At 44.0% G+C, this 12005-nt stretch carries 16 protein-coding genes; 1 reads left to right on the top strand and 15 read right to left on the bottom strand.

Features of this window, described 5'->3' with window-relative positions; all coding sequences use genetic code 11:
- Positions 1-3: 3 nt before the first annotated feature.
- The 9 genes from AC6I2O_RS09645 to AC6I2O_RS09605 form a co-directional block, all read right to left on the bottom strand.
- Positions 4-207 (bottom strand): chemotaxis protein, encoded by a 204-nt coding sequence (locus tag AC6I2O_RS09645; RefSeq protein WP_120392360.1) that lies wholly within the window; start codon positions 205-207, stop codon positions 4-6.
- Between the two features lie 151 nt (positions 208-358).
- Entirely contained in the window at positions 359-490 is a 132-nt protein-coding gene (locus tag AC6I2O_RS09640) for a hypothetical protein (RefSeq protein ID WP_497742520.1), read from the bottom strand.
- A gap of 122 nt (positions 491-612) precedes the next feature.
- Positions 613-1038, bottom strand: coding sequence for a regulatory protein GemA (locus AC6I2O_RS09635; RefSeq protein ID WP_497742519.1), 426 nt, complete (start codon positions 1036-1038; stop codon positions 613-615).
- Between the two features lies 1 nt (position 1039).
- The gene (locus AC6I2O_RS09630; RefSeq protein WP_120392362.1) at positions 1040-1261 is read right to left on the bottom strand and encodes a hypothetical protein; all 222 of its coding nucleotides are present in this window, start codon (positions 1259-1261) and stop codon (positions 1040-1042) included.
- A 33-nt stretch (positions 1262-1294) separates the two neighbouring features.
- Entirely contained in the window at positions 1295-2272 is a 978-nt protein-coding gene (locus tag AC6I2O_RS09625) for an AAA family ATPase (protein ID WP_497742518.1), read from the bottom strand.
- Positions 2273-2318: 46 nt separating this feature from the next.
- Entirely contained in the window at positions 2319-2444 is a 126-nt protein-coding gene (locus AC6I2O_RS09620; protein ID WP_497742517.1) for a hypothetical protein, read from the bottom strand.
- Positions 2441-4570 (bottom strand): Mu transposase C-terminal domain-containing protein, encoded by a 2130-nt coding sequence (locus AC6I2O_RS09615; RefSeq protein ID WP_497742516.1) that lies wholly within the window; start codon positions 4568-4570, stop codon positions 2441-2443. Before AC6I2O_RS09615 ends, AC6I2O_RS09620 begins: the two co-directional genes overlap by 4 nt.
- 11 nt (positions 4571-4581) lie before the next feature.
- Positions 4582-4782 carry a helix-turn-helix domain-containing protein gene (locus AC6I2O_RS09610; RefSeq protein ID WP_497742515.1) on the bottom strand — a complete coding sequence of 67 codons (201 nt, stop codon included), beginning with the start codon at positions 4780-4782 and terminating at the stop codon, positions 4582-4584.
- Positions 4783-5098: 316 nt separating this feature from the next.
- Positions 5099-5278: a DUF6906 family protein gene (locus AC6I2O_RS09605; protein ID WP_497742514.1), complete on the bottom strand. Its 180-nt coding sequence runs from the start codon at positions 5276-5278 to the stop codon at positions 5099-5101.
- 234 nt (positions 5279-5512) lie between these two features.
- Between AC6I2O_RS09605 and AC6I2O_RS09600 the strand changes: the two genes are divergently transcribed.
- Positions 5513-5926, top strand: a complete 414-nt coding sequence (locus AC6I2O_RS09600) for a helix-turn-helix domain-containing protein (RefSeq protein ID WP_497742513.1) — start codon at positions 5513-5515, stop codon at positions 5924-5926.
- Between the two features lie 616 nt (positions 5927-6542).
- Here the strand turns inward: AC6I2O_RS09600 and AC6I2O_RS09595 are convergent.
- From AC6I2O_RS09595 to AC6I2O_RS09570, 6 genes are all read right to left on the bottom strand, one after another.
- A complete protein-coding gene (locus AC6I2O_RS09595; protein WP_497742512.1) occupies positions 6543-7748 on the bottom strand; it encodes a sensor histidine kinase in 1206 nt (401 codons plus the stop codon).
- Positions 7741-8457 carry a response regulator transcription factor gene (locus AC6I2O_RS09590; protein WP_120391655.1) on the bottom strand — a complete coding sequence of 239 codons (717 nt, stop codon included), beginning with the start codon at positions 8455-8457 and terminating at the stop codon, positions 7741-7743. Before AC6I2O_RS09590 ends, AC6I2O_RS09595 begins: the two co-directional genes overlap by 8 nt.
- Before the next feature lie 208 nt (positions 8458-8665).
- Positions 8666-9922, bottom strand: a complete 1257-nt coding sequence (locus tag AC6I2O_RS09585; RefSeq protein WP_120391654.1) for an ABC transporter permease — start codon at positions 9920-9922, stop codon at positions 8666-8668.
- Positions 9923-10209: 287 nt separating this feature from the next.
- Positions 10210-10767, bottom strand: coding sequence for a hypothetical protein (locus AC6I2O_RS09580; protein ID WP_497742511.1), 558 nt, complete (start codon positions 10765-10767; stop codon positions 10210-10212).
- A 50-nt stretch (positions 10768-10817) separates the two neighbouring features.
- Positions 10818-11507, bottom strand: coding sequence for an SH3 domain-containing protein (locus tag AC6I2O_RS09575; protein WP_497742510.1), 690 nt, complete (start codon positions 11505-11507; stop codon positions 10818-10820).
- Between the two features lie 142 nt (positions 11508-11649).
- On the bottom strand, positions 11650-12003 hold the full coding sequence (locus AC6I2O_RS09570; RefSeq protein ID WP_120391650.1) for a hypothetical protein: 354 nt from the start codon (positions 12001-12003) through the stop codon (positions 11650-11652).
- Between the last annotated feature and the right edge of the window lie 2 nt (positions 12004-12005).

The raw sequence follows: 12005 nt of genomic DNA, 5'->3' as shown, positions 1-12005 counted from the left end.
TTTTTATTTCCCGTTATTCACTTCGTCGATAAATGCCTGCATCATCACAGTGAGCTGCCCTGCAGCGCTCACACCTTTCTTTTTACATGCCCGAGCAAATTCTTCTGTCAGTTCTTTACGCAGCTTATACGACTTCGATACAAATCCGGCTTTTGCCTCGTATTTTTTTGTCGCAACAGTCTGCGGCTTCGGACTACCTACCGGCATTCCTGTTCCCCCTTCCTTTTTTGACAAAATAGATGAGCAGTTTCACGATTCCGATCGCGACAAAGAATATTCCAAGTTTCCAAAGCATCCTTTACACAGATGAGCATTTGTGTTATATTTTTTTCAAGAGAAGGGCTTGCGCCCCTCTCCGCTAATTTAATAGCTTATCGAGAATCAGTAAGATGATTCCGATGATCAAGTCCGTTATTGCTCCGAGTGCCCAGCTCTTTAATTCAATATCGGACTTTTTCATATTTGGCTTTCGCCTGTTCCTGTTGCTCATCTGTATCTCACCTCCTTATGATTGTATTATACTATACGGTGCACCGTATGTCAATGTTTTTTTCATACTTTTTCAAAAAACTTTCTGCTGACTGTATTCACTTGTCAATGTCCAATATTCTTTCATGACCTTTTTTCCTGATCCTGACGTTCAAGCATCGCTTTCAATGCTTCAATTAAGTCACTAATCTGCTTATAATTCAGCCATTCCAAACGGTCAATTCTAAACATCCGGCGGCACATGCCATTGATACGCTTCTCATTCCATCCAAGCGCCTGCATCAGCTTATAAACCTTGCGACGCTGATTTTGTGTCGTTCCGTCACACATCGGCGTCCGGTCTTCTCTGCCACGCCGTGACGATTCCTTCATCTGTGACAATACGTACACCACACGAGATATTTCTTTCTGCGTCAGCTTCCTGATTGAATCTTTCCCGGTCTGTGCCATAACAACCAGATGTAACTCTTCTCCTGTCATTCGCAGCTCTTCACATTTTGCCAGTCCCCATATAGTACGCACCGTCGGTTCATGCTTCTGTCCTGCCATCTTAACCAATCCTTCCCGCCATCGTCAGCTGTCTACGTACTTTCATAAAATCCGGCACCTGAAGTTCTCGCTTTTCCCCCGGTATATCTATGCTTTGGCTGTTGATCGTGATATAACAACCTTTGTCATTAATGCGTGCCATTGTTTTATAAATTGCTGTCATAAGCTGCGCTGTCTGCTCCTGTGCTTTCTGTCCTGTGATATTGATAGTAATCTGTTCCATCGTTCTTCCCCTTTCTAAACTTATCCCTTATAGTTACAACAGCATCATACCGGATGCTTCGTTTACGATGTCTGTCGTTACTTCTGTAACGCCCCTGCTTTTCATGACACGCAGCACATTATTCAATGTCCGGTCAAGCAAACGGAAGCATCCGTTCCTAGAACTGTAGGCGCGGCTTGCCAGCTCCCTTCGTGCATCTTCTGATATGCTCCATCCTGCAAGGTATCCATCCAGTTCCTTCTTATCTAATCCACCAAGTTTATAAAAGAAATCGATCCGGTTGGCAAAGCGGTCAAGCATGTTACGCAGGTCAACCTCCAGCTTCGGTTCCCCGGCGATCACAATACCGACATCCGCCTGGTCGTAAATGCCACGCAGGATCTCCATCTTCGCTGCAGTATACTTGTTGATCAGCTTGTCTGCTTCGTCTATAATCAGCAGATATCCCGCGTTGACGTTCAGGAACTCCCTGATCCGACAGACACGCTTCCAGATCGTTCCAGATGTGGCACGTGGAATGCCAAGTTTCCCCTCGATTGCTTCCACCAGATCCCGGCAGCTCATCGTGTCATCACACTCCATGTATACCACCTTCGGCATTTTCGCATAGTGCTGCAGGGCATATGATTTTCCATATCCGGATTTTCCGATAATAATCCCAAGTCCCATATCCTCCTGACAGGACTGACACACTGACATCACACCAATGTAATCACGGCTTTCATAGTATGCTGCCTTTTTCGGCAATTCTTTCGGAGCCTCCTGACACTCCATCTCAGGAGCATCGGAAGAAATATTTACGCCATTCGCTTCGAGGAAATCCTGCAGCATTTCTTCCAATGCAGTAGGATCACTTTTATACTTGCCGGCCAGATACTGGCTAACCATCGGCCGGCTTACACCCAACTGTATTGCAAGCTCTGCCTTATTCATCTTCATTTCTTCCAGTTTTTTGACCACCGCCAGCGCGATCCGGCTCGGCGTTCCCTCTCTCGTCTCTGTATTTGCCATCTTGCTACCTTCCTTTCCTTTGTTTTTTGACATTCATTTTGATAATTTACTTATCCCAAAAGATATCCTCGATAATCTGTAGCGACATAAAAACAACAGACAGCACCATCACCACAGCCATCATCAGGGTATCTTCCAGTATCCGGCCTATGCACTCCATAGCTTTTTTCATTTCTCCCCCATCGCCCGCAAGCGTTCCAGTGCTTTCTGTGCCTGCGATTTCATATACTCTGATGTCTCTTTCTCCTGTCTTGCCTTCCGGGCGTTACGCACTGCATGCTTATCCTCTGGCATCTGTACCACCTTCTGCGCACGCTCCGGCTTCTTCCCTATCGTCAGCTCCACGCCGCCGACCATTCCCTTGCCATAGTTCTCGGTCACTTCACCAAGATCAAATGGTCTTGTCGCTTCCTCTAATTGCTCGCGCACATCCCGGATCTGCCTGTTCTGCATCCTTCTGTGATCCTGCAATACCGGATCAGATACGCGCCCAAACTTCAACAGCTCCTGTGCTTCCGCCCGGCAGATCAATGCCCCGGTATCATCCATCACGTAGATACCTGTCACATCCCACGGGTCTACCTTGATTTGTACTTTCCGCCCGATATAGCTGCATAGATCATACGCCATATAATCGTAACCGCTCCGCCTGATCCCTGTATTGTATACGTATGCCTCCTCTGCTTTCATCAGTGCCATGACTGCCACACTGCGCGCAGGTGCCGGTTTCTGATACCGTTCCCCATTTTCAAAAAGTGCCTTCGGTGTCTTATACTCTTCCTGCATCCGCTTCAGGCTGCTGTGCTGGCGGTTTATGTACTTTTCCTTGTATTCCTTCCATTTTTCATAAAACTCTTCCATGGTCAGCAGCTCCCCACGTTCTGCCATTGCCTTAATATCCTTATTTACCTTTGCATCCGTCTTTGATCCGGTCAAGGTACCCGTATAGCTTGCAAATTGCTTGGAAAACTTCTGAATCGCCGTACCAAACGACCGCTCAATCTGTCCTTTCGTCCACGGCTCATACGGCATAGATATATGTACATCCGATATACCCATGTCCCGGTAAAATCCACGCGTTTTACGGTCACACTCCATATCAAAATATTTTTCCTTCGCTTCCGCATCGTGCCGATCCTTCCGATCAATGCCGTTCAGATCCTTTGACGTATAATCTTTGCCGTTATCAATGTACAGATATTTCGGTACATATCCATTCAAGTCTTCATAAAACATCTTGATCAGACTCTCTTTCAGGATCTGCGCATTTGCATCCCTGCAAATGACATCCCCAAATATCATGCGGCTGCGTGTATCGATCCAACAGACCAATTTTGGCCGGATCGGGATCTCTTTTCCACTTGGCGTCTTATACAGCACCCACAGATCAAATGTATGCTCATCGCCCTGCACCATCTCAAGCACCTGCAGGCTCTTGGTGTCACGAGCCCGTTTCACCATCTGCCTGTTCTTCCAGGCAACCGCTCCGTTCTTCGCATAGGCGTGTGCACTTGCCATTCCCTCCACATCCATCAAGTACACGATATAACGTGATACGGTCTGATATGATGGAAGCTTCTCCCAGCCTTTCACCTCGGCAATTTCCTGCAATGTCTCATACAAATCTTCCCGGGTTCGACGGTTCTGAGCAAAGGACTTGTCAAACCAGATATTCTTAATACACTGTTTCATCACCGGTGGGATACTCGGAAACTGTCCAACCTCCTTCGGCTTCCGGCACAGTGCCAGCACCTTGATATAATCATAACCGCAACCATCTTCCTTCTGCATCCGATCTGCCCATGCCGATGCGGTCATGTAATCGTCCACCATCCGGCGGAACGTCCTGCCGCTCTTGCCGGTCCGCTCCTTTGCATACTCTTCCGTCCATACGGTCAGATCCTTATGATGCTTCGGTACGTTGCTGATGTATTCACGTACTACGTTTCCCAGCTCCATCGCCTTATAATAATTTTTCTGATACTGATGCTGATACCATTCATAATCCGCATCCACGTACCATGGCCGCTCCGGTGCTGGCTCTTCTGCCGCTTCCACATCCTGATCAGCTGCATCGGCGATCCGCTTCACTGCCTCCCGACGCTCAAAGGCTGCTTGTGCCATCTTGGACAGTGATTTCACTGATACAAGAACAATATCACGTCCACCTGTATCAGACTTTTGGGGTTGAATACTATACTTTTTCTTATTGCGTTCGATTCTTCTATACAAAGTAAAATATTCTATACCTTCCAGTTCCGCCGCTTCCTCTAACGTTATATATGCTGCTGCCTGCATCCCATCACCTCCTATGCAGCGTCATCTATTCCCAATATTTCCGCGATCTGTTTCCGATACTTTGCTCCTGTCCGCACCCCGGTCAGGATCTTTGTAATATAGGGTGCATTCACACCCAAAAGCTCTGCCAGATCGCGCTGTGTCATGTCCAGATCAACTAGTCTTTTCTTAATCTTTTTCCCCAGCGGGGTCAGTGTATTCTGCCCTGCCATGCAATCACTTCCTTCTATAAACACTTACTTTCTTTATCGTTTTTGATATGTTACAATTCCCTTGCAGGGTACTCCCGCAGAAGGGAGGTGTTACTCGTGCATAAATACCCGATGAATATTGGACCAGCGAATGAGAAGCTCGATTGGCTTCTTGTCTCCCAACATTCAAAAGCTGGTGATACAATCTCAGAGTATGAGGCCCACTCAGAACTCTTTGATAAAACGTATCACGCAACTGTCAGAATCGGTGATAGTGGTTGGCATTATCATCATATGTTCTGACATCAAGGGGAGCTGTTGGCGCAGCTCTCCTTTTTTAATCAACTGTCTGCAGTTTCCTCAGCTTCGGCTTGCCACCGATCTTTTTCAGCGACATCCGGCTGACTACATGCAACTCATTGCCAAGATCCTTCACAACTAACCAGTTCTCAGGTAACAATCCGCTTGCTTTCATGATCTTCTTTTGCCGCAGCGTTGGTTTCTTACCGTTCTTCATACCTCACCTTCCTCTCTTAGTATGCAAAAAACATTTTAAATAAATTGATCTTTTTAACAGCCTTCAGATTGGCTTTTTTTCGGCGATTTCCGGTTCCGGTTGTGATTTCCGGATAGATATGATAAATTTGTTTTGAGTTATTTCTTACCCTGTACTTATATTATCTCTAATTTTAAAGATTGTCAAGCTTTTTTCTTTTTTTTTAGAGATTTATTACAGGAGAACGGAGGATTTATGAATAATATGGAAATAGGAACTAGAATTAAACAACGCCGAAAAGAATTAGGATTAACACAAGTTCAAATACACGCAAAAACGGGCATTTCATCAGGCAATCTAAGCCTAATAGAAAACGGAAAAACTTTGCCCTCCTCCTCTGCTTTAATTAATTTATCAGAGCTTTTGCAATGTTCGATCGACTATCTTTTGAAAGGAAATTCTTCAAATTCGGAGAATGATGAAATATTTAATTTTAAAGATTCACCTGTTATTTCACCGGATGATATACTCCTTTTAAACAATTTTCATAGACTGCATATTGATGATCAAGATGAAATACTTGCTATGATCGAATTAAAAATAAAACGTAAAAATAGGGGGCGAAAATCGTCTCTTTCAGAGCAAAATGAAGCGATCGAAACAGCTTAATTTTTTTCTGCTTTTTGGGTAATTTATTTCCCTTTTATACCAAAAATATGTTCAATTGCTTTTTCCTATTATATTTTACGAAGAATGCGGAAAACCCGCCTATTATGGGCAATTGAACATATTTTTTTGTACTGCTCCAAAATGTTCAATTGCTCCGCGTCACAAATTACAAAATTTCTTTTCTATTTTTCCGTTCTTTTCTATATTCAAAAATCGCTGTAACGCCCGTATTTCCTAGACTTTTTCTGTTTTTTGTAACACCCGTAACGCAAAAAAATAACGCTATAACACTCTGTTATAACGCTACCGATATTTTTTCTTTTTTCACTTCGCACAATCTTATCAAAAACATATTTTAAATATGTCTGACAATTCAAAATCTACAAATTTACATCATTTTTCTGCTTTCTAGCGCCTGATCTGCTTCCATATACGCTGCTTCTGCTACATTTTTACACTATTTTGTTACATCTCTTCTCTGATTTTCTCATTCAAACTTTAATTGCATATACAATTTTTCTATTTCTCAGAACAAATGTCAAAGACATGCGTTTTACGATTCATAAACCCGTCAAATCCCTTGATTTTCCGGTGTTTCCCGATGTATCCCATATTGTTACACACTTTCTCGTCTCAGACCATGTTTTTGACATCTATTCTGGTAGTCCACATCAAAACAGATGCATGCCTCTTCTTCCTTCTCAAATGCAGTGATTGTGACGGGTTCCGACTGCTTTGCATACTTCAGCAAATTAGACAATACATTGTCCATCACACGTGTAAGATATCCCGCGTTTATTCGTATCAAACCATTCCCCCAATGCAGTTTCATCTCTACGGTAAATCCATTCTGTTCCAGATATGCCGAAACCTCTGAGAGCAGATCATAAAACAGTGTCTGAAAGCTCTCCGGCTCCTCTAATTCCACCTTTACTTCGCTGCTTACCAGAGAATATTCAAAGATATGCTCAGACAGTTGTTTCAGCTGGTGCATCTTTCGGTCGATCCGGTCAATGTATTCCTCCATCTGCGCCTCATCGTGATATCTGTGGTTCTTCAGAATTTCCATATAAATCATCATAGATGTGAGCGGTGTACGCAGGTCATGAGACATCTCCGTAATCATCCGGCGATTCGCCTTTGTAAGGTGCGCCTCCTGTTCCACCTGATACGCAAAGGATTTTCTCATATCATCAATTCCACGCGCCAATACTGCCAGCTCATCCTTTCCTTTTACGGTCACTTGATATTTCAGATCACCGCCTTCCAGAATTCCAATCTCACGGCTGAGCTGTGTGATGTACTTCATTTTATTACGAATCCCAAGCATGACAATCATCAAAAACAGCAATATACTCACCAATATTTCTGCAATCAACGCATATCCGTAAAATTTCCGCTCATAAAATCCATACAGCATCACCTCTGCCTCGCTGTCCGAAAAACGGATTTTATAATATGCCTCCCAGTCATAATAACCAATCTCGACCGGAGCATCCCACCCTTCCGTCTCCTCCGCATAATTTGAATCATACACAAGCACACTGTTACAATAAACCTGCATAAAAATTCCACGCTGACGGTACACCCATCTGGTCAAAAATTCCGAATCCCGCGTACTAATGTTATTCTGTGTCACAGAATCCTGCAATTCTTTCATACGGTCATGATTCTTCTGTTCAATATAATCTGAAGTCTCAAAATAATGGTTCAGAAAATAGATCCCAATTCCCCTCATGCCCGAAAATGCAATGCCCGAACATACTGCTGCCAGGATGAGAAGCCTTGCCAGTTGAAAATAAAGTGACTCCCTTCTATTCATATCCGCCACCAAACCTGTAACCTTTCCCCCAGACAGTTCGTATATATTTCGGATTCTGTGCATCCTCCTCAATCTTTACCCGCAGTTTTCGAATGTGTACCATCACGGTACCATTGCATGAATAAAAGTATGGTTCATTCCAGATGCTCTCATATAAATTCTGCGCGGAAAAAATTTTAGCCGGAAACTGCATCAGAAGCAATAAGATTCGGTATTCCGTCTCGGACAGCTCTGTCTTCTTCCCGTTTATCATAACCTCATTAAATTCCTGATTGATTCGGATGCCGGCCAGTTCAAGAACATTTTGGCCGGTATCTGTTTCCTTTTGATGCTTGCCCCGATAAATCGTGTACCGGCGAAGCAGCGCTTTTACCCTGCCAAGAAGTTCCGTATAAGAAAAAGGTTTAGGCAGATAATCATCGCCACCCGCCATTAATCCAAGAAGCTTGTCCGACTCCTGTGTTCTTGCTGTCAAAAATAAAACCGGTACATTTGATATCTTTCGAATCTCCTCACATGTACGGATACCGGACAGCCCCGGCATCATCACATCCAAAATCACAAGATCTGTCTCCTGCGTCAACAATGCCAATCCGCTGCGTCCATCCCCCGCCTCTTTTACCGTATACCCCTCACTTTCCAACAAAATGCGGACTCCTTCCCGGATATCCGCATCGTCCTCTATCATCAAAATCGTCTCACCCGCCATAATCCTCTTCCCTTTCCAACAATACATCACTCTTCCAAAGCCACTATTTGATTTCTGAAACACTAAAATCATAACCGAACCCTGAGCCCTGATACAGTGCACAAAACAAGGGGTAACTTGTTTGTTCGGAACCCCGTTTTTGTACACTGTATCAGGGCTCGTCTGGTTAACATTATATCATATGGAAACCAATCCCCACAAGTGCCCCCTACTCTCTTCTCAGAGCCTCAATCGGATCCAAATTTGCAGCTTTCACAGATGGAAGTAATCCAAAAACAATACCAATTGCCATTGAAAACAGTACCGCAGCCACAGAAGCCGGAACACTGATTGATACAGCTACCTGTGACACCTGGCTGATCACCTGCGCCATTGCAATTCCTGCAATCACACCAATAAGCCCCCCTGTGCTTGTCAATACCGCAGCTTCTGTAAGAAATTGCCAGAGGATTGCCCCCTTTCTCGCCCCAATCGCTTTTTTCAGGCCAATCTCACTTGTACGCTCTGTCACAGATACCAGCATGATATTCATTACCCCGATACCACCTACCAAAAGAGAAATACTGGCAATCCAGATAAGCTGCTTATTCGAAGCTTCCGACAGATTCTGCATATCTTTGGCCCGCTTCAGAACATCGTCCGCCTTGTACTTCAATGCTGTCTGCTTTGGAGAAATCGTCGCATTTAAAATCTTCTCTGCTTCACGGCCCGCCGCCTCCATATCATCTACAGAAACTGCCTTCACAATTACGTGCTCCGGCTCATCATAAAAATAGGTGACAGGCCAGCACGCCTTTGGCATATAGAGATTTCCCGGTGTATTCGTTGTATATGCCTTATAATCCGCAATGGAACTGATCCTCGGCTGAAATTTTCCCGCCTTCTTTACAGAACCAATTATCGTAAAGGGAACTTTCCTGATCTCGATTACCTTTCCAATTGGGCTTTCCCCTGGAAACAAATTTTCCGCAAGCTCATCATCTACAATCAAAACCTTGCGAAATCTCTTTAAATCATCTGTCCGGAAATTCCGTCCCGTTCGGATGATATATCCATTCGTCGTAAAATAATTCGTATCAATCCCGCGAACTGCAAATTCCGCCAGTGACTGGTTTCGATAAAATACCTGCTCCGGATTCTTTCTTTCTGTGTAACAGGTGACATTCTCAACACTGTCCAGTTCCAGAATCTCCTTTTTTACTTTTTCCGTCACTTCAGGAACACCAAAAGGAAGTTCCGTACCATCTGATACTGAGTATTCGAAACCGTTTTCCTCCAGCTTTATCTGTACTGTATTGTTTCCTGCCCCAATCAGATTATTTTTAATTTCGTCGTTTGTCCCCTTAATAGTAGATACAATAGAAATAATTGACGCAATGCCAATGATAATTCCGAGCATCGTTAAAAAAGAACGCATTTTATGTGACCATATCCCCTGAAACGAAAGCCTTATATTTTCAAACATCTGTAGCTGTCCTCCTTTTTCCTTCCCGGTATGCCTTCCATAAAATACCGTACTACAGATTTCTTAAAATACCAGCATCCATTTCTTAACGTTTCTTAATGCCACAGAATTTGGTACGCAAAAAGAGCTGTTGTAAAATACCGCCTTCCTGCAACATATGGATTCCGATGCTTCTACATCTGTTCCATATATTGTATGGATTCGCTATTTTACAACAGCCCTTTTACATATTTAACTAAAACTACCACAATTGCCCGGGCTCAACTCCGGGGCCTATAAAATCAATTTTACTGCAAATGAACTTCTCCAGACAATGTTACGCCTATTTGAATTTTTTCACCGTATTTTCTGCCTTTTGCCTTTAATACTGCCCCGCAGCTTCCAACTGCTCTATCCCCGGACGTTTCAAATCCGTGATCTGTGACAACGAAATCACGCAGAGCAAAATTTCGGACAATAACATCCGCATCTGTACAATAGCTTGTCTTTCCATCATAAACAAACATAGCGCGAAACAACCATTCAACCGCCACTGTCTTGTCTTCGTTTGAAACAAGACGGATATATCGGTCATATTCCATACTTTGCGTTCCGTCTTGCTGATTCTCCGGAATGCCCTTATAGTCCTCCACTTCAATCCGATACGGATCATCAGGCGCATCAATCCTGGTATACACCGGTTTCTGCCCCTTGCTTGCCGCTGATTCAGAGACATCCGGCAGTTTTACCGTTTCATGATCCTGTACAAAAGAAGTATGTAAACCCTTCAATGACACAGACTGGATGCTGTTTTCCGACGCACTCACAGGAGCTGTCGCTATATATGCAAAAAATAATGCTGTCAAAATTCCCTTTTTCCACATAGTTCTGTCTTGCACCTTCAATCTTCACTTTCTTATTCGAGGAAACGAGGTCCCATATATCCGATCACACCGTCAATCCGTACCTGACTCCAGCCTTCTACCAGTCCGAGATACTCTACAACCGTACCTGCCGGATACTCTGCCATAACCTCATACTCATATCCGGGGCCACTGCGGAAATTACAGGTACCTATCATCGTTTTATAAACCGGTTGAGGCTCTGTGGGTGGCTCTGTCGGCTGCTCCGTTGGTGGTTCTGTCGGTGCCTGTGTTGCAGGCTCTGGTTCTGTAGGAGGCTGCGTTTGCGGCTGAACCTGTGTTTCAGATTGTACCTGCGTTTGAGGTTGTGTCAGTGGCTGCGTCTGTCCCTCTGTTTCATTTCCTGCAGACTGATTATCATTCATCGCATCGCTCTTTGTAGCCTGTTCTGATTGCACTGGTAAAGTCTCTGCCTTCTGGCCATCATTTCCCGGCACTTTCTGATCAACGTTTTCCGTTGTTTTTTCGCTCTGCTCCTTCGTCGCATCCTCTGTAAGCGTTCCGCTTCCTTTTTTCGGCTTACCGCCCTCTTTCAGAATCTCGATATTCTGTCCGGAAGTCTCCGAATCATACCGCTGATACACTTTAACCCCGATCATAATGATAATAAAAAGCAATCCGGCTGCCAGAATCAGCATAAAATATCTGAGATAGTCAGACAGCCACTCTTTCAATCGTTTCATTTTATCTTCCCCTTTATCTCTTTTGTTCCTTCCGTACAGACAAAGATCCCCTTTTCTTTCGAAAGCATATTTCTTTTTCAGTATACAAAAAGACCGCATCAAAAGCAATTACTTTTGATGCGGTTCACACAATTTTAAGATTCTACCAGAACATCTTCGCTGCTTTCTTGATCTGAAAACCAAACCAGATCGCATAAGCAAAAAAAAGTACAATTGTAATCAGATAAGGAACCACTCCAATCAGCTGCGTAAAATCCTGAACAAGCCCAACTGCCCCACAGACAATGGCGACTATCCCGAAAATCAGCTGCTTTGTCCCTGTATATGCAATATATCCCGGTACGTCTTTGCATTTTTTCACATCGAGGTTCTGCGGAATCAGCATCGACTGCCTGAGCTTACCCGTTGTGATCATGTTTATATACAGATAGATGATGTACACGCCGCTGCCGACAATCACTGCATCCATCAATGCATAAATGGAATCCGTATTCATCC

This window comes from Blautia sp. St.27G3, assembly GCF_059728505.1.
This window is presented reverse-complemented; position numbering and strand designations above follow the sequence as displayed.